The organism is Sphingobium rhizovicinum (assembly GCF_042647625.1).
Taxonomy (GTDB): Bacteria; Pseudomonadota; Alphaproteobacteria; order Sphingomonadales; family Sphingomonadaceae; genus Sphingobium; species Sphingobium rhizovicinum.
Genome location: NZ_JBHRVU010000005.1, coordinates 157,414 through 176,081 on the forward strand (window position 1 = coordinate 157,414; position 18,668 = coordinate 176,081).

Here is an 18,668-nt window from a genome sequence, read left to right on the forward strand (position 1 = left end):
GATGGCCCGGTGCCTGCCTATCCCGATATGGAAGGGGGAGGGCGGATGGCCGGTCGGCGTCTGCACGCGCCGACCGGCCCTTCTTGTGTCAGGAGAGAGCCATGACGGTGGATCGCCGCAGTCTGATGATCGGCGGAGGGCTGGCGCTGGGTGCTTCCGGGCGCGGTCCGGCAAAGGGTGCGGCCAGCGCGGCGGTAGCCGAGGTGACGGGGGCCGTTCAGCCGGACCTGATGATCGATCTGTGGCCGGGCGGGCCGCCGGGCATGGCGCCGGTCGCGCCGGCCGAAATGGTGCGCGAACGCAGTAGCGACCCGACGCTGACCGATCGCGCCCTGATCCATATTGCGCGGCCGCGACTGGCGGTTTTCCGGGCGCGCAACCCCAATGGCGCGGCGATGCTGGTAATGCCGGGCGGCGGCTATAGCTGGGTGGTGATCGACAAGGAGGGCTATGAAATCGGTCCCTGGCTGGCGCAGCGAGGCGTCAGCGTCTTCGTGCTTTTCTATCGCTTGCCGCAGGATGGCTGGGCGGCGGGGGCAGATGTCGCTTTGTCAGACGCGCAGCGGGCGATGCGGCTGATCCGGCATCGGGCGGCGGATTTCGGAGTTGATCCGGCGCGGGTCGGGGCGATGGGTTTTTCCGCGGGCGGGCATGTCTGCGCCGATCTGGCGACGCGATTCGCGACGCCGACCTATGATCCGGTGGATGTTGCGGACCGGCAGGCGGTGCGGCCAATTGTCGCGGCGCCCATCTATCCGGTGGTGTCGATGTATCGACCCGAAGCGCATGAAGGGTCGCGGCGCAACCTGATCGGCGAGTCGCCCGATGCGGCGGCGCAGCGACTTCATTCGCCGCATGAGCAGGTGACGCCGGCCTGTCCGCCCTGTTTTCTGGTGCATGCTGAGGATGATGATGTGGTGCCGGTGGAAAACAGCCTGTTGTTGCGGCGGGCCTGGCGGGCGCAGGGACTGGCGGTGGATACGCATCTGTTCATGCAGGGCGGGCATGGTTTCGGGCTGCGGCGAGCGGCAGGGAAACCGGTGGCCGTCTGGCCCGAACTTTTTGTCGAATGGGCCGTCGGACAGGACCTGATGTCGACCTGAGATTGCAAAGAAAAACATTTAAAATCAATATAATATCAGAAATTGCGGTGTGAAGTTCTGCCCGATCGCATCACGGCATATTGACAGGCTTTCGCGTCGGGCGCATTTATGACACCGGTTTCCACGCAGCGACAACGGACCGGCACAAGCCGGCGTCGCTGCTGCGGGAAGGATGCAATCTGCACCTTTCCCACGTGAAATGCGGACCCGGTCGGCTCGGATCGACCGGGAAAATGGGATGGGAGAGGAAAGCTGATGACTGGAAAGGGCAATATTCATCGTAATAATCGGCGCTGGCTGACCGGCGCGTCTTTCGCGGCGCTGATGCTGGCGATGCCGGCCGGCGCGCTGGCGCAGGACGCGGCAACGCAATCCGCGCCGCAGGCCGCGCAGGACGCCGCGCCGGAGGGTGAGGTCGCCGACATCGTCGTCACCGGCTTTCGCCAGTCGCTGGGCGCGGCAATCAACCTGAAGCGCCAGACGGTAGGATCGGTCGATGCGATCGTGGCGGAAGACATCGCCAAATTCCCCGACCAGAATCTGGCGGAATCCCTACAACGCATTCCCGGCATCTCGATCCAGCGCGACGGCGGCGAAGGGCGCGCGATCACGGTGCGCGGTCTGGGCGCGCAATTCACGCGGGTCCGGGTGAACGGACTGGAGACGGTGGCGACATCGACCGACGGCGCCAGTTCCAACCGCGATCGCGCCTTCGACTTCAACGTCTTCGCGTCGGAGCTGTTCAGTTCGCTGGTGGTGCACAAGACGGCCGAGGCTTCGCTGGACGAAGGATCGCTAGGCGCGGTGGTGGACCTCAACACCGGCAATCCTCTGGCGGGGAAGGATGGTTTTACCTTCGTCGGCTCCGCGACGGGTTCCTATAATGACCTCAGCAAGAAATGGGGGCCGCGTCTGGCGGGGCTGATGTCCTGGAAGTCGGCCGACGGGCAATGGGGCGTGGCGCTGTCCGCCGCTTACTCCAAGCTCGACACCAGGCAGATGGGCAATAATACGGTGCGCTGGTCGCAGGCGCGGTTCGACAGCGTCGATGGCGTGCCCTGCTTCACCCAGCCCAATAGCGGCGGTTCCTATGTGGCGAGCGCGGCCTGCAACGAGGCGGCGCTGGCCTTTCACCCGCGCATTCCGCGCTATGGCGAAATTGCGCAGGAACGCGAGCGGCTGGGCGTGACCGGATCAATCCAGTGGGCGCCGTCCGACGCGACCAAGGTGTCGATCGACGGCCTCTTCTCCCGCTTTCGCGAGACGCGCGAGGAGAAATGGGGCGAAGTGCTGCTGCGCTCCAACGAACGCTCGATCGACGTCGTCAACCCGACCTATGACGACAAGGGCAATATGGTGTCGGCGACGCTGAATGACGCCTGGGTCCGCACCGAACATTATTTGCGCAAGTCGCAGACCAAATTCTATCAGCTGGGCGCGACCTGGGATCAGGATGTCAGCGACAGCTTCCGCTTCACCCTGCTGGGCGGCTTCTCGAAGTCGGACGCGTCGATCCCGGTCGAAACGACTTTGGTGTTCGATGATCGCGATGCGCAGGGTTATAGCTATGACTATAGTAATTCGCGCAAGCCGGTGCTGACATTCGGCACCAGCGTTACCGATCCGGCCAATTTTCAGCTGGCGGAAATTCGCGACCGGCCTTCCTCCACCGTCAACAAGTTCCGCACCGCACAGTTGCGCACCGAATGGGATGTGGCGGACGGCTTCACGGTCAAGGCGGGCGGGGTCTATCGCCGCTTCGCCTTCGATACCGAAGGCTATACCCGCGATACGGTGGTGTGCGGTAATGGCGGTGTGGACCGGGTGCTGGGCACGGTGAACTGTTCGCCCACCAGCGCCTTTGGCCCCACCGCCATCTATGGTCTGCCGGTGACGTCCGATCTGGCGCAACTGTTCACGCTGAAGGGCGCGGGCGCGCCGGCGGGGACGACGACGCAATGGCTGGTGCCCAATCTGGCGACCGGCACCGATTACACCAACCTGTATGAGCGGGCGCTGGCGGTGGATGCCGGCAACACGCGCGGCGTCGTGGAAAAGACCACCGGCGGCTATATCCAGTTCGATGCCAAGGGCGAGATTTTCGGGCTGGAATATGCGGCCAATGCCGGCATCCGCTATGTGAAGACCGATCAGAGTTCGCGCGGTCTGAACAATGGTACGATGGTCAGCGTGTCGCGATCCTATGAGGATTGGTTGCCGGCCGCGAACATCGCCTTCTTCCCACACAAGGACATCATCGTTCGCGCCTCTGTCGCCGATGTGATGACGCGTCCGAGCCTGGGCAATCTGACGCCCGGCGGGTCTGTCGATGGGTTCAACTATCGCATCAGCTTCGGCAATCCCTTCCTCGATCCGTTCCGGGCGACCGCTTATGATCTGGCGGTCGAATGGTATTTTGCGCCGCAATCGGTCTTTTCCGTCGCGGCGTTCAAGAAGGATGTGCAGAGCTTCCCGATCAGCCAGACCATCACCGGCACCTTCGCGTCGACCGGGCTGCCTCTGTCGGTCATCCCGCCCAGTTCGCCCGCCGCGATCCAGCCTGAGCGGCCGGAAGGCTGGGCAATCAACACGATCGTCAACGGCAGCGGCGCGAGTCTCAAGGGGATAGAGCTGGCTGTGCAGGCGCCCTTCACCTTCCTGCCCGGCTTCCTGTCGCATTTTGGCGGGATTTTGAACGCGACCTTCGTGGACTCCAGCGCAAGCTACACTGTTTCCGGCCCGGCTGTGGTCCCGGGCGGCGGCAATATCGCATCGGTGCGCAACGCCACTTTGTTCGGCCTGTCGAAGCGGGCGTTCAACGGCACGCTTTATTATGAAGATGAGAAATTCTCGGCGCGCGTGTCGGCCAGCTATCGCAGCGGCTATATTGATCAGAATAGCGGCACCGGCAATGTGTTCGAAGGGTATAACAGCACGGTCAATGTCGATGCGTCGGTGCGCTACAAGCTGACCGACTGGATCGAATTGTCGCTGGAGGGCATTAACCTGACCGACGAATATCGCGATCGCTACACCGATCTCGATGCCAACCGGAACTACGAATATCTGCACTTCGGGCGCACTCTTCAAATTGGCGCACGCTTCAAGCTCTAAGGCGCCCGGCCGGATCGCGTCTGCACGCGCGATCCGGCTATTTTATGGTTTCGAGTATAGGAGAGCATATGACGATCAGCCGCCGCGACGCCCTGACGGGAACATTGGCCGGCGGCGCGATCGCGCTGGGCGGCGGACCTGCTGCATTGGCCGCATCGGCTGCCCCGGCCGACTGGAAACGCGGTCTCGACAATCAGAGGGTCGCCGATCTGGGCGACGGACGTTTCCTCAATCCGCTGCTGTCGGGCGACCGGCCCGATCCCGCCATCCTGAAGGATGGCGCGGATTATTACATGACCTTTTCCAGTTTCGACAGCTATCCCGGCATCACCATCTGGCACAGTCGCGACCTGATCAACTGGCAGCCGCGCAAGGCGGCGCTGACGAAAAATATCGGTTCTGTCTGGGCGGTCAGTCTGGAAAAGCATGAGGGCCGCTATTTCCTCTATATTCCGGTGAAGGCCGAACCAAACAGCATCTTCGTCAGCCATGCCGACAATATCGACGGGCCGTGGAGCGACCCGATCGACCTGAAGCTGCATGATCATATCGACCCCTGCCATGCGGTGGGGGAGGATGGCAGCCGCTGGCTGTTCCTGTCAGGCGGGGACCGCATTCGCCTGTCCGACGATGGCCTGTCGACGGTCGGCGCGGTCGAGCATGTCTATGATCCCTGGCGCTATCCCGACACATGGGATGTGGAGGGATTTTCGCCCGAAGGGCCGAAGATTCATCGCCATGGCGGCTGGTTCTACATGCTGACGGCGGTGGGCGGAACGGCGGGGCCGCCGACGGGGCATATGGTGATCGCCGCGCGATCCCGCTCCATTCATGGGCCGTGGGAGCAGCATCCGGGCAACCCGCTGGTGCGCACCACGAGCCTTGACGAACGCTGGTGGTCGCGGGGGCATGCCAGTCTGGTCGAGGCGCCGGACAAGAGTTGGTGGGCGGTTTATCATGGCTATGAAAATGGCCTATGGACGCTGGGGCGGCAGACTTTGCTCGATCCGGTGGAGTGGACGGCGGACGGATGGTTCCGTATGACCGGCGGTGACCTGTCGCAGCTCTTGCCCAAGCCGCGCGGCGGGCAGGCACTGCCGCATGGCATGGCGCTGAGCGATGATTTCCATGACCTCAAGCTGGGCGCGAAATGGAATTTCTTCCGGCCCGCGCCCGACGAGGCGAGGCGGGCGCGGGTGGCCGACGGTGCGCTGATGCTGAAGGGACGGGGCAAGGCGCCAGTGGATTCATCGCCGCTGCTGCTGATCGCGGGCGATCCGTCTTACGAGTTTCAGTGCGACATAGAGATTGCGCCGGGCGGGACGGCGGGGCTGATCCTCTTTTATGACGACAAACTCTATTGCGGACTGGGTTTTGACGAGGCGCGCTTCGTCACCCATCAATATGGGATGGAGCGGGGACGGCCGGCCAATAGCTATGGTCGGCGGCTGACGATGAAGGTGACGAACACGCATCATATCATCGCCTATCATCTGTCGGGCGATGGCGGGCGGACATGGCAGCGGTTCGACCGGGGCATGGAAGCATCGGGCTATCACCATAATGTGCGCGGCGGTTTCCTGATGTTGCGGCCCGGCCTGTACGCCGCCGGGCCGGGCGAGGCGCGGTTTCGCAACTTCCGGTTCCGCGCGCTATAAGGCCAACCGCCATTCGGGCCTGACAGGCTGGACATGGTTGAACGCGTCATGGGCAGCGTCCCGTCTTTGCGCCCGATGTGCTTATTTCGCTCCGTCATCATTGGAATGGTGACCGGCCTGAAGCGGCATGGACCAGTTTCGATCGACCGGAAGCTGGCGATAAAGCGACAAAAGCACCGCAAAATGCGTGCGAAATTGTCGCCTTATGTCGCTTTTGCCAGACCAGCACGGCACGATTTGTCGCGCGTCTTTTATCGACAATAGAAGGAGCCGGTCGCAGGATAGGAGAGGGTGATCCGGTAGGACAGTGAATTGCTGTCGCGTCGAGTCCTTTCGGAGCGCAAAGTCCCCCAGGATTGCCAATGCCGCCTTTTCCGCGCGGCTACTCCACGCCGGTCCAGCCGCCGCCCATCGCCTGATAGAGGGTGACGCGCGCGGTCAGTGCGTCCGCCTGCGCCTGCACCAGCGCCAGTTCGACCGAGAAGAGCGAGCGCTGTGCGTCGAGCTGCTCCAGATAGGGGGAATAGCCGGCGCGGTAGCGGTTGGAGGCGAGGCGAAAGCCTTCGGCGGCTGCCTCCCGCTGGCGCTGGAGCAATTGCACCTGTTCGTCGCCATGCTTGATGGCCGCCAGCGCATCTTCCACGTCGCGAAAGGCCCCGAGCGTCGCCTTGCGATAGGCGAGTGCGGCCTGATCGCGCTGGGCTCCCGCCGCTTCCGCCCCGGCGCGCAGGCGTCCGCCTTCGAACAGCGGGGCGAGGATGCTGCCGCCGATCGACCAGATGGTGATCGGATCGGCGAGCAAGGTGGAAAAGGCTGCGCCGCCCGACGCAGTCAGGCGCAGTTGCGGCAGGAATGCCTTACGTGAAGCGGCCAGCGACTTGTCGGCGGCGGCCAGTTGCAATTCGGCCTGCGCAATGTCGGGCCGACGCCGCAGCAGGTCGGACGGCAGGCCGTCGGCAATGGCGGGTTGGGTGAGGGCGGCGAGCGCCGCGCTGCGCGCAATGCCGCCCGGTAGTTCTCCGGTCAGCAGGCGCAGGGCGTTTTCCTGTCGCGCTATCGCCTGTTGCAGCGGGGGAATGACCTGCGCCGTCGCCTGATATTCGGCCTGCGCCTGCGCCAGTTCCAATCGGGGCGAATAGCCCGCGTCGCTGCGTCGCTGCGCCAGTTTGAGCGCGGCGGCGCGGGCGTCCAATGTTTGCTTCGCCACCGCCAGTCGGGCGTCGAGCGCCAGCAGCGTGATATAGCCGCTCGCCGCCGTGCCGGCGACAGACAGGCGAATGGCGTCGCGCGCGGCCTGGCTGGCGAGCCAGGCGGAGCGGGCCGCCGACGCGCGGTCGGACAGGCGGCCGAACAGGTCGGCTTCCCATGCGGCCTGCACTTGCGGCTGGCCGGCGGTCTGTTCGATCGGCTCGCCAAAGGCGTTGACGGTGCGGGAGTCCGTTACGCCGCCAGTGGCATCGATCGTGGGCAACAGGGCGGCGCGGGCGATGCCCTGTTGCGCTTTGGCTTCGCGGATGCGGGCGGCGGCGATGGCGATGTCGATATTGCTGGCCAGCGCCTGTTCGACCAGCGCGGTCAGGGCCGGATCGCCAAAACCCTGCCACCATGTCCGGTCGAAGGGGGCGGTGGGACCGGCGTCGGTGCGCCATGTGGGCGGCGGCGTGATGGGGGCAACAGGAGTGGTTTCGACCACGGGGCCGGCGCAGGCCGCCAGAGACGCCAGCAGCAAAAGGGGCAGCTTGCGCATCAGTCGTGCGTATGGATTTTGATGACGACGGACATGCCGGGGCGCAGCCGTTTCGCGAGATCCTGTCCTGGATCGATCCGCACCCGCACGGCGATGCGCTGCGCAACCTTCACGAAATTGCCGGTTGCATTGTCTGCCTTGAGCACCGCAAATTCCGATCCGGCGGCGGGCGCCATATTTTCGACATGGCCGGTGAGCTTCGCCCCGCCCAGCGCATCGACGCGGAAGGTGGCGCGCTGGCCGACGCGCATCCGGTGGGTCTGGGCCTCCTTATAATTGGCGATCACCCAATGGTCGTGCGGCACCAGAAACATCAATTGCGTGCCCGCCGTCACATAGGCGCCGTTGCGCACGCCGATTTCGGACAATTGGCCGGCGACGGGTGCGCGGATGATGCTGTTGTCGAGGTCGATCTGCGCCAGATGCAGTTGCGCGCGCGCGCCCTCCACCGCTGCTTCCAGCCCGCTGCGCCCGACCAGCACGGACCGCACATCTTGCGTGCCGATCTGGCGGGTGGCGCTGGCCTGCTGCACGGTGGCCTGCGCGGCGAGCAGGGCGGCGCGGGTCTGGTCCCGTTCCCGCTCCGAAATCGAGCCATCGGCCACCAGCGCGTCGGCGCGGCGCATGTCGGCCTGCGCCTTCACCAGCTGGGCGCGGGCGCTGGCGATACCGGCTTCCTGCCCGGTCAGCGCCGCTTCGCGCGATCGCTGGCTTTGCTGCGAATTGTCAAGCGCGGCAATCTGGGCGGCGAGATTGGCCTTCGCCTGTTCGACCTTCGCCGCATAGATGCGCTGATCGATGGTGGCGAGGGTCTGGCCCGCCTTCACATCGGCAAAATCCTGCACCGGGACGGATGTGACATAACCGCTGACCTGCGGGCTGATGATTGTCACCTTGCCGCGCACATAGGCATTGTCGGTCTGTTCGGACAGGCCGGCGAAGGGCGGCAATTGCCAGGCGTAGAGAATGGCGGCGACGGCGGCGATCGCGATCGCGACGATGGCGATTACCGTCAGCCGCCCGCGCGCCGGCGGACGCCATCCGCTCTGCGGCGGATCGATCTGCGGATCGTGTGTCTGCGGTTCCGGCGCGGTGGTCGTCGGCTGGTTCATGCGTCCCCTTATTGGCTCCCTATACCCTTTTGCGCAGCCTGTTGCGCGGCCTGTGCCTGCATCATCTTTTGCTGGAGCAGGATGACCGGCGAAATTTCCCCCCGCCGGCGGATCGAATAGCGGATGGCGAAGCCCCAGAGCGCCGTCAGCACCGCTAACCCGCCGATCAGCAGGAACACATCGTTGAAAGCCAATATATTGGCTTCGCGCGCGACCTGCTGCGCCAATATCGCCGCGCCCTCCGCGCTGCGCAGCGCCGGATCGCCGATGACGCCCGCCACCGCGCCGCCGCCCGCCCGGATGCGCGCGGCGACCAGCGGGTCGGTCATCACGATATGTTGCACCAGTTCGTGCGAATGATATTTTTCGCGCACCACCTGAAAGGTGCCGAGCAATGTGGTGCCGAGCAAACCGCCCACGCTCTGGCTCATGCTGAACAGCACGACGAAGCTGACGAAATGCTTGCCACCCGCCAGCAGTGTGCGGGAAATGCCGATTACCATTGCCTGCGCCAGAAACAATATTGAGGCGAAGCCGATCAGCGCCTGGCTAAGGTAGAAATTGGCCGGGCGGGTGAGGTTGGTGGCGTCGGCGTCCATGAACGCGCCGATTGCGATCAGGATGACCGCGATGGTGATGGGCCGGCTGACATTGGCGGGGCGGAAGGTCAGCACCGCAGTCGCCAGCCCCGCCAGCGATGCGGCCAGGATGATAAGGTTGAGCGTGATCATCTGATCATTGATCATGCCCACGACATTGAGCAGGCCGACCGATCCGAACGCCTGTTCCGACAGCAGGATGCGCACGGAGGCGGCGACCAGCATCAGCCGCACCATTTCCCGCTTGCCCAGCCAGCGCGTGTTGATCAGCGGATTGGCGCGATGATGTTCGACCAGCAGGGCGGCGCTGACCAGCAGCACGCTGCCCACCAGCGACCAGCCCATCCAGGCGCGTTCCGTCCACCATTCGATTCGTGCTTCGGACAGCACGGCGATCAGCAGGCACAGGCCCGGCGCCAGCAGGCCGAAGGTCAGGAAATCCAGCGGTTCGAACACCTTTTCCCGCTCGCTGGGCGGCAGCGGTAGCGCCATGACGGCGGCGAGCGAGGCGAAGGCCAGCCCCATTTCGAACCAGTAGAGCATATGCCAGTCGCCCGATTCCAGCAGATGCGGGGAGAGGACGCGCGCGATTGGCGTTGCGAGTTGGGGGATGGATATGCCCATCATCACACCGGCAAGGCGTTTGGGTGCGGGCAGGCTCTGCATCAGGTACTGGATGGTCATGGTGGACAGGCCCGACGCCGCCACGCCGCTGGCCGCGCGCACCGCCACCGACGTCCAGAAACCATGGACGAACAAATGCATGATCGTCGTCAGCGCATAAGCCGCCAGCATGTAGCGGATGAAAGGCTGCAACCCATATTGCTGGCGATATTTGACCAGCAGCAAATTGGCGGTGACGTTGGTCATGAAATAGGCGGCGGTCAGCCAGGCGCTTTCATTGCTGTTGAGGCCCAGCGTGCCCTGCGCGAAATTGAGGTTCACCGTGACGAGTGCATTGCCAAGGCCGCCGGTGACGCCGATCAGACAGCCGATCGCGAAATAGAGGCGGCGGCGGCGCGCAGGATGATCAGGATTGGCCGGCGATCCCGGCAGGGTCGGGCGCTCATGCGGCTTGAAGGCATAGGGCGTCGGGTCGCTCATCCCGGCGCGCCGGGATGAAAAGGAGCAAGGCATCTCGTCAAACCCAAGAGCGGCGTTCCCGGCGAGCGTTGGTCGGCATCGCCCTTGATAACCGGGCCATGGGATCAGGCCAAGGCCATTGTTGCGTGCGGGCAATGTTCGTTCACAGTCCAGCTTTTCAAGATTTTGGAACAGATGTGACGATTTTATCTATCTGATCCGCAAAGCAGGGTGGGACTAGAAGAGGGGCATAGCCGGAAAGGAGTTTCGCCATGCTGACCATCGCCACCCCCCGCCTCAGCCCCGCCGAATGGGACGATGTTCAGGCGACCCTGACCGCCGTGGCCGATTGCGGCTGTGGCGAACCCGCCAATGCCGGGTCGCTGCGGTCGCGGATCGGCCATGTGGTCGATGCGCTGATCGGGCCGAAAAAGGCCGCGCCTGCGCCGCTGCCCGCCCATCTGCGCCCGGTGCGCGATTTCCTGTGCGAAACTGGCCGCACCCGCCAACTGGCCGAACGCCATGTCCCGTCCCTGTCGGCGCAGGGTTTCTCCCGCGCGCAGATCGAAGCCTTGGCGCTGCTCGGCGCCTGATCCCCAATTTCTCCGAAAAGGAACAGTCCCATGTCCATCCGCTCTTCCGACATCGACGCCGTCGATATGGTCATCCTGCCGCCGGTCCGCGATCTGGGCGACGGCTTTTCGGTCCGCCGCGCGCTCCCTTCGGCGCATCGGCGCATGGTTGGCCCGTTCATCTTCTTCGACCAGATGGGGGAAGCCGTATTCAACAGCGGCGAAGGGCTGGACGTGCGTCCGCACCCGCATATTGGCCTGGCCACCGTCACCTATCTGCTGGAGGGGGAGATATTGCACCGCGACTCCGTCGGGTCGGTGCAGTCGATCCGGCCGGGCGAGGTCAACTGGATGACGGCGGGCAGCGGCATCGTCCATTCGGAACGCACGTCGGACGAAAATCGCGCGAAGGGCGGCAAGCTGTTCGGCCTCCAGACCTGGGTGGCGCTGCCCACGCAGCATGAGGAAACCGATCCCGGCTTTTCGCATCACAAGGCGCATGAAATCCCCACGATCGAGGATGCAGGCACGCGGCTGACGCTGATCGCTGGCAATTCCGACGGGCTGGTGTCGCCGGTCAAAACCTTTTCCGACATGGTCTATGCCGACATCGCCCTGCTGGACGGCGCGCGCTATCAGTTGAAGGCCGAGCATGTCGAACGCGCCATCTATGTCGTCGCGGGCGAGATTGAGGTGGTCGGTCAGACCGGCGGCTTTGCGACCGGCGAACTGGTGGTGTTCAAGCCCGGCGCGGAGATCATCCTGCGGGCCAAGGGCGGTGCGCGGCTGATGCTGCTGGGCGGCGAACCGCTGCCGGAAAAGCGCAACATCTACTGGAATTTTGTCTCCTCCTCGGCCGACCGGATCGAACAGGCCAAGGCCGACTGGCAGGCCCAGCGCTTTGCCAGGGTGCCGGACGAGAGCGAGTTCATCCCGCTCCCGGCGTGACGGGACAGCATCCCTTCCTCCGTTCGGGCTGCGCCTGTCGAAGGGCTGTATTTGAAGAAAAGTGCGGGGCTTCGACAGGCGCAGCCCGAACGGAGGAAGTTTGGGAACGGGAAGGCTGGAGCTACTCGCCAGCGCTCCCGCCCCAGGCAGATCGATGACCCGCATCGGCCAGACTGGCGAGCTGGACAAATTCCTGCCGCCAATAGCCCGATTGCGGGCCGGCCAGCCTTGCTATGTCGCCATAGGTGAAGCTGCCCAGTTTCGTATCGCCGCGCAGTTTCTGGCCGAAGGCGGCGACGGCCGCAGCAAAGGCCATGTCCCCTCGCGGTCCGGCTGCGGCAGCGAGCAGGGTTGCGGGAATCGGTCGTTCGATCAGGCGGCTGCTGTCGCCTTCGGGCAATTTATAGCGCAGGCGCACGGTGGCGATGTCAGTGCTGTCGTCGGTGGCCGCCGCCGGGCGATTGGCGGCATATTTGCGCTGGCCGGTCCAGCCGGCTCCGCCTGCCGGTACGATTTCATAGAGCGCCGTCACCTGATGCCCTGCGCCGATTTCGCCGGCATCGACCCGGTCGTCGGCAAAATCCTCCTCCGCCAGCGCGCGATTTTCATAGCCGATCAGCCGATACTGGCTGACGGCTCCCGGGTTGAATTCCACCTGCACCTTCACATCCTTTGCGATGGTGAACAGGGTGGAGGAGAGTTCCTCGTCCAGAACCTTGCGCGCCTCCAGGACGCTGTCGATATAGGCATGGTTGCCATTGCCGAGGTCCGCGACCGCCTCCATCATCGCATCATTATAATTGCCCTGCCCAAAGCCCAATGTGGTCAGGGTGATGCCGTCTTCCCGGTTCTGCTTCACCATTTCCTCCAGACTTTGCTGGTCGGACAGGCCGACATTGAAGTCGCCGTCCGTCGCCATGATGATGCGGTTGATGCCGCCGGGCACCCGATGCGCGCGGGCAAGGTCATAAGCGATGGAAAGGGCCGGGCCGCCTGCCGTTGCGCCGCCCGCGTCCAGACCGTTCAGCGCCGCCTTGATCTCTGCTGGATCATGGCTGCCCTCCACCAGCGTTTCGACCCAGCCGGCATAGGTGATGATCGACACGCTGTCGTCAGGGCGCAGCCCGTCGGCAAGGGTGGAAAGGGCCTGCTTTACCAGCGGCAGCTTGTCCTGATCCTGCATCGATCCCGACACATCGACCATGAACACCAGATTGGCCGGTGGCCGCTGCGATCGGGCGACATCATAGCCGCGCAGGCCGATCCGCAGCAGCCGCGTGCCGGGATTCCAGGGTGTGGTTGCGACATCGGTGGTTACGCTGAACGGCGCGGCGCGATCGTCGGGCAGGGGATAGTCGTAGCGGAAATAGTTGATCATCTCCTCGGTTCGGACGGCGTCGGCCGGGACGGTCTGGCCGGCCAGTAGCATGCGCCTGACATTGGCATAAGCGCCCGTGTCCACATCCACGGCAAAGGTCGATACGGGATCGCTTGCGACCTGATGGATCGGGCTGACCGGGTGGCCGTCATAGTGTTCGCCGGACTGGGCGGCGGCGCTGTTGGCCATCTCATAACTACTCTGACTGCCGGGGGACTGACTGCATCCGGCCAGCGTCAATCCGAATATGAGACTGGGGAAGAGGGCGAGCGTGATTGCCAGGCGAGAGCGCATCCTGATTTCTCCACTATTGGGGTAGAGAGAAAATAGGAGCGATAAAATGTGGCTGGCAAGCGACGAATGGAGGTGTGCACCCGCGCTGCCCATGATAGGCGACACGCCCTTTTGCCCATTTTCGCAGAAATGCGTGGGTTCGAAGATGCCCTGCACGGCATCTGCACCGCAGTTGCGCCAACTATTGATCGATGTCGCCCCCTGATCTGCTTGGCGCGGCCGCATCCTGCCCTGACATGCAGGGAGACAAGATTGATGCGTTCCTCCGCTTTTCGCCTGACGGCGCGCTTTCGCTGGAAACTGGCGCCCGCGCTGCTGGTCGTCGCCTTGGGCGACTGGCTTTTCTATCAGCGGCATCTCTATGGCGGCTATCTGGGCCTGTTCACGCTTGCGGTGGCGGGCGCGCTGATCGCCGGGCGGCCGGCGGTGCGACGCGATCGGCGCGCATGGCTGGCGCTGGCGGCGGTAGGGCTGTTCAGTCTGGCGCTGGCCTATGACGCCAGCCTGCTCGCCTGGGCCTTATTCTGGGTCGCTATCGTCATGGCGGCGTTGTTGCCAGCGACGGCGCGGTTCGATGATGGGTGGCGCTGGTTTCAGCGCCTTGTGCTGCATGGGGTGCGTGCGCCCTTCGCGCCGCTGATCGATATGCGGCGTCTGCTGAAGGTGCGGGCGGCGGGGCGGTCGGGCCGGTTCAGCCTGCATGCGGCGCTGGCCATGTTCGCCCTGCCAGTGGCGGGCAGCGCGATCATCATCGCCCTGTTCGCGGCGGCCAATCCGCTGGTCGAACGGTTGCTCGATACCGTGCTGGTTCCCGACCTGTCGCCTTTGTTGGTCGTGCGTGCGCTGTTGTGGGCCATGATGTTCGTGCCGGTCTGGAGCCTGATGCGGCCGCGCCTGACGCGATGGTTGCTGCCGACATTCGACGGGCGCGGCGACCTGACGCTGCCGGGCGTATCGGTTGCGTCCATCACCCTGTCGCTGATCCTGTTCAACCTGTTGTTCGCCGCGCAGAATATGATGGATGCGGTCTGGCTGTGGGGCTGGGCGCCGATGCCCGCGGGCATGACCATGGCGGACTATGCCCATCGCGGCGCCTATCCGTTGATCGCCACGGCGCTACTGGCGGCCTTGTTCGTGCTGGTGACGCTGCGCCCCGGATCGGACACCGCGCGCGATCCGGCGATCCGCAGGCTGGTGATGGCGTGGATCGCGCAGAATATCATCCTCGTCGCCTCCTCCATGCTGCGCACGATCGATTATATCGACGCTTATTCGCTGACCCGGCTGCGCATCGCCGCCTTGCTGTGGATGGCGCTGGTGGCGTTCGGGCTGGCTGCGATCTGCTGGCGTCTGCTGCGGGGGCGCAGCGCCGGGTGGCTGATCAACGTCAATCTGGCGGTGACGGGACTGGTGCTGAGCGCGGTCTGCTTCATCGATCTGGGCGAAGTCGCCGCGCGGTGGAATGTGCGCCATGCGCGCGAAGTGGGCGGACGGGGCGTGGCACTGGATCTGTGCCATATGCGCCATCTGGGCGATTCCGCGCTGTTGCCTCTGCTCTCGCTGGAGCAGCGCGCCGATTTGCGCCCCGCCTTTCGGGAACGTGTGCAGGCGACCCGCATCTGGTTGATGGAGCGGTTGGAGGCGGACCAGATTTCCGGCCCGACCCTATTGGGGCAAAGGCGCCTGACGCAAGCGCATATACTGGCCGCGCGGACGAAGCCCATCGCCCTGCCATCGGGTGATCGCGGGTGCGCCGGCACCTTGCTGTCGCCGCCCGAACCGGCGCCAGCTCTGCAACAAACCGCGCCAAAGCCCACGCCCGCGTTGACAGGAGCGACCCCGAAATGATCCTATGCCCCATGCCCAGCACTATCTTGATCGTCGATGATGACCCCCATATCCGCCAGTTGCTCGTCTTCGCCTTTGGCAAGGCGGGGCTGGACACGATCGAGGCGGCCGATGGCGAGGCGGCGTTGGCGCAGGTCGAGCAGCAGGCCCCCGACCTTGTCATACTGGACATCAACATGCCGCGCATGGATGGGCTGGAGGTGTGCCGGCGGCTGCGCGCGAGCAATGACGTGCCGATCTTCTTCCTCTCCTCGCGCGATGACGAGATTGACCGGGTGCTGGGCATCGAACTGGGCGGCGACGATTATGTGGTGAAACCCTTTTCCCCGCGCGAAGTGGTCGCCCGGTCGATGGCGATCCTGCGCCGCACCGCTGGGCGTCCGCCGGCGGTGGAGAATGTGGGACAGATGCGCCACGGCCTGCTGAGCATCGACACCGAAAGCTGGTCGGCGCAGTGGCGCGCGCAGGAGGTCAGCCTGACCGTGACGGAGTTCACCATATTGCGGACGCTGCTGGCCATGCCGACGCGCATCTTTTCCCGTGACCAGATCATCGACCGGTTTCGCGGGCCGGGCTTTGCGCTGACCGACCGGACGGTGGACAGCCATATCCGCAACCTGCGCCGCAAATTCGCCGATGTCGGCGGGCTCGACATCATCGAGACGCGCGCCGGCATCGGCTATCGGCTGGGAGGATGCAGCGGGACGGCGCCGCCGGCATGATCGTGGCGATCAAGGCGTGGATTGCGCGACACTGGCCGGTGTTGCGGCTGCGCACTCTGCTGCTGTGCACCATGGTTTTTGTCGCCGCGCTGCCGGGCTTTGGCGCGATCTTCCTGCGCGTCTATGAAAATGCGCTGGTGCGCCGGACCGAGGCGGAACTGGTGGCGCAGGGCGCGGCGCTGGCGGCGAGCGCGGCAATTGTTTGGAAAGGCATGCCGGAACAGGCCGATCCGCCGACAGCCGCCGTGCGCTATCGCGACCGCGCGACGGAGATCGACCTGCGCTCCTCGCCGATCCTGCCGCCGCGCCCGGCTGCACGCGCGACGCAGCAGAAGCCCGATGGCGCGGCGCTGGCGCTGACGCGGCGGATGATGCCGGCCTTTCAGGAAACCAAGCTGACGACCCTGTCTTCCATATTGGTGCTGGACCATGAAGGCATATTGCTGAACGGGGCGGAGCGGGGGCGCAGCCTGGCCACCCTGCCGGAAGTTCGAATGGCGCTGGACGGGCGAGCGGCGACGGTGATGCGGGAAAATGCCGGCTATGTAGCGCGCTATCCGGCCGAATGGCTGAGCCGGGCCGCCGGCATCCGCCTGCACCATGCCCGACCGATCAGCGTCGATGGCAAGGTGGTGGGGGTGCTGCTGCTGTCGCGGTCGCCGCGTGCGTTGTCTCTGGGGCTTTATGAGGACCGCGGGAAGATAATGTTCGGCGTGGCGGCGATCTTCCTGCTGCTGCTCTTGTTATCGGCGGTGCTGTCCCGCGCGATCGTGCGGCCGATCGAGGCGCTGAGCCGGGCGACCCGCGAACTGGCGTCGGGGCGCCGCGCTTCGCCGCGTTCGCCGTCCTTGCAGGTGGTGGAGATTCAGGCGCTCTACCGCGATTTCGACCGGATGGCGGACAGTATAGAGAAGCGATCCCGCTATCTGCGCGATTTCGCTGCGTCGGTCAGCCATGAATTCAAGACGCCGCTGGCCGGCATGTCCGGCGCGATCGAGTTGTTGCAGGATCATGGCGCAGACATGGCCCCGGATGATCGCAGGCGCTTCCTCAACAATATGGGGGCGGACGCGGCGCGCCTGTCCCGGTTGGTGCGGCGACTGATGGAACTGGCGCGGGCCGATGTCCTGGTGGGCGCGCGCGATGCGCGATCGGACGCTGCGTCCGTGCTGGCGGCGGTGGCGGATGCCATGACGACCGACCGCTTTGCCGTCATTGCTCATGCCGCCGAGACGGTTCCGGCGCTGGCGATCGATCCCGGCGCGCTGGAGGCGATCCTGACCACGCTGGTCGAAAATGCGCGTCAGGCCGGTGCGCATCGGCTGGATATTCAGGTCGGGACCAGCGAAGGCCATGCGTCGATCGATCTGCTCGACGATGGCTGCGGCATACCCGATGGCGACAGGGAACGCATCTTCGATCCCTTCTTCACCAGCCGGCGCGAGACGGGCGGGACCGGGCTGGGGCTGGCCATTTCCCGGTCGCTGCTGGGCGCCTATCGCGGCGAACTGCATTTGTTGCCGTCGGAGACAGGCGCCCATTTCCGATTGATCCTGCCAATGCCCTGAACATGGGCAAGGGTAGCGTCAGCCGGCGCTGATGCCCAATGTCTTGCGCGGCGCCTTGGTCTTGCGGACAGGTTTCGCCTTTGCTTCGACAATTATCGTGTCAGTCGCTGGCGCCGCAACAGTCTTCGCCTTGCGCGGGGCCTTGGGCTTTTGGGTCTTGGCGGGCGCGGCGCTTTCCACCGGAGCCGTCGCTACTGTTGGGGCGGCTTCGACTGGCGCTGCGACAATCGCCTTGGTTGCGGCCTTGGTTGCGGCCTTGCGTGAGGGTTTGGCCTTCGGCGTTTTGACTGGCTGGACTTCCGCCGGGGCGGGGCGCTGGCCAAGTCCGGTGCGCTGAGCGACGGCGCGGCGAATATCGGCATAGGCGGGCGCCACCAGAGGATAGCTTTTGGGCAGGCCATAGCGTTCGCGATACTGCTCCGGGGTCAGGCCATGGCTGGCGAGATGGCGCTTGAGCGTCTTGTACGGCTTGCCGTCGATCAGGCTGAGCAGGAATTCCTTCGACGCGAGGCTGCGACGGATACTGACGGCCGGCGCATGTTCGACAGCGGCCGGCGTGGGTTCCGGCGCTGCGACTTCACCGATGAGCGCTGCGCGGGTCGACTGGATCAGCGATGCCAGATCTCCGCTGTCGACATTATTGTTCGCGACATAGGCGCTCAACAACTGGACGGTCAGAGTGGTGTAGTCGGGCAGATCATTCTCGGCCATGGATATCCTCGCTTCAGGAAAACAGCTCTGGTTGTTGCCATGAAGTTCGATCCATGGCGATTGAAGCGGACATTTGCGCGCTACTGACACATTAGTCAAAGTAAAGTGACGGAAATCGCACGGCGCGCCATCATGGATTGTTCGCGCGCCTGCCATGTGAATGTCTGGCCATAATGACATGGCGAGATATTATCGCGAAGTGATGAAGACT

The 18,668-nt window shown here is 64.5% G+C and carries 13 protein-coding genes; 8 read left to right on the top strand and 5 right to left on the bottom strand.

The window, feature by feature from the left end:
* The first annotated feature begins 101 nt into the window (after positions 1–101).
* The 3 genes from ACFOKF_RS19595 to ACFOKF_RS19605 all read left to right on the top strand — a co-directional run bounded on the left by ACFOKF_RS19595 (position 102) and on the right by ACFOKF_RS19605 (position 5,875).
* Positions 102–1,103: an alpha/beta hydrolase gene (locus ACFOKF_RS19595; protein ID WP_380798076.1), complete on the top strand. Its 1,002-nt coding sequence runs from the start codon at positions 102–104 to the stop codon at positions 1,101–1,103.
* A gap of 255 nt (positions 1,104–1,358) precedes the next feature.
* On the top strand, positions 1,359–4,217 hold the full coding sequence (locus ACFOKF_RS19600) for a TonB-dependent receptor (RefSeq protein WP_380798077.1): 2,859 nt from the start codon (positions 1,359–1,361) through the stop codon (positions 4,215–4,217).
* Positions 4,218–4,285: 68 nt separating this feature from the next.
* Positions 4,286–5,875: a family 43 glycosylhydrolase gene (locus tag ACFOKF_RS19605; protein WP_380798079.1), complete on the top strand. Its 1,590-nt coding sequence runs from the start codon at positions 4,286–4,288 to the stop codon at positions 5,873–5,875.
* A gap of 382 nt (positions 5,876–6,257) precedes the next feature.
* On the opposite strand, the gene ACFOKF_RS19610 is transcribed toward ACFOKF_RS19605, so the two are convergent.
* The 3 genes from ACFOKF_RS19610 to ACFOKF_RS19620 are packed head-to-tail and all read right to left on the bottom strand — an operon-like array spanning position 6,258 to position 10,437.
* Positions 6,258–7,622: an efflux transporter outer membrane subunit gene (locus ACFOKF_RS19610; RefSeq protein WP_380798080.1), complete on the bottom strand. Its 1,365-nt coding sequence runs from the start codon at positions 7,620–7,622 to the stop codon at positions 6,258–6,260.
* Complete coding sequence (locus ACFOKF_RS19615; RefSeq protein ID WP_380798081.1) at positions 7,622–8,734, bottom strand: HlyD family secretion protein; 1,113 nt, start codon at positions 8,732–8,734, stop codon at positions 7,622–7,624. Before ACFOKF_RS19615 ends, ACFOKF_RS19610 begins: the two co-directional genes overlap by 1 nt.
* 8 nt (positions 8,735–8,742) lie before the next feature.
* Positions 8,743–10,437, bottom strand: coding sequence for an MFS transporter (locus tag ACFOKF_RS19620; protein WP_380798082.1), 1,695 nt, complete (start codon positions 10,435–10,437; stop codon positions 8,743–8,745).
* A 251-nt stretch (positions 10,438–10,688) separates the two neighbouring features.
* On the opposite strand from ACFOKF_RS19620, the gene ACFOKF_RS19625 reads away from it, so the two are divergent.
* Together ACFOKF_RS19625 and ACFOKF_RS19630 are read left to right on the top strand one after the other, a co-directional pair.
* Positions 10,689–11,009 carry a hypothetical protein gene (locus ACFOKF_RS19625; RefSeq protein ID WP_380798083.1) on the top strand — a complete coding sequence of 107 codons (321 nt, stop codon included), beginning with the start codon at positions 10,689–10,691 and terminating at the stop codon, positions 11,007–11,009.
* A 30-nt stretch (positions 11,010–11,039) separates the two neighbouring features.
* Positions 11,040–11,936 (top strand): pirin family protein, encoded by an 897-nt coding sequence (locus ACFOKF_RS19630; protein ID WP_380798085.1) that lies wholly within the window; start codon positions 11,040–11,042, stop codon positions 11,934–11,936.
* A gap of 121 nt (positions 11,937–12,057) precedes the next feature.
* Here ACFOKF_RS19630 and ACFOKF_RS19635 read toward each other — a convergent pair whose 3' ends face one another.
* Positions 12,058–13,608: a vWA domain-containing protein gene (locus ACFOKF_RS19635; RefSeq protein WP_380798086.1), complete on the bottom strand. Its 1,551-nt coding sequence runs from the start codon at positions 13,606–13,608 to the stop codon at positions 12,058–12,060.
* Between the two features lie 255 nt (positions 13,609–13,863).
* Here ACFOKF_RS19635 and ACFOKF_RS19640 point away from each other — a divergent pair, with 255 nt between their 5' ends.
* From ACFOKF_RS19640 to ACFOKF_RS19650, 3 genes are read left to right on the top strand one after another with little or no spacing between them, the layout of a single operon-like run.
* Complete coding sequence (locus tag ACFOKF_RS19640) at positions 13,864–15,456, top strand: DUF4153 domain-containing protein (RefSeq protein ID WP_380798087.1); 1,593 nt, start codon at positions 13,864–13,866, stop codon at positions 15,454–15,456.
* Positions 15,457–15,467: 11 nt separating this feature from the next.
* The gene (locus tag ACFOKF_RS19645; protein ID WP_380798089.1) at positions 15,468–16,178 is read left to right on the top strand and encodes a response regulator transcription factor; all 711 of its coding nucleotides are present in this window, start codon (positions 15,468–15,470) and stop codon (positions 16,176–16,178) included.
* Complete coding sequence (locus tag ACFOKF_RS19650) at positions 16,151–17,746, top strand: sensor histidine kinase (RefSeq protein WP_380798091.1); 1,596 nt, start codon at positions 16,151–16,153, stop codon at positions 17,744–17,746. The genes ACFOKF_RS19645 and ACFOKF_RS19650 overlap by 28 nt, the downstream gene beginning before the upstream one ends.
* Before the next feature lie 18 nt (positions 17,747–17,764).
* On the opposite strand, the gene ACFOKF_RS19655 is transcribed toward ACFOKF_RS19650, so the two are convergent.
* Positions 17,765–18,457 (bottom strand): MucR family transcriptional regulator, encoded by a 693-nt coding sequence (locus ACFOKF_RS19655; RefSeq protein ID WP_380798092.1) that lies wholly within the window; start codon positions 18,455–18,457, stop codon positions 17,765–17,767.
* Between the last annotated feature and the right edge of the window lie 211 nt (positions 18,458–18,668).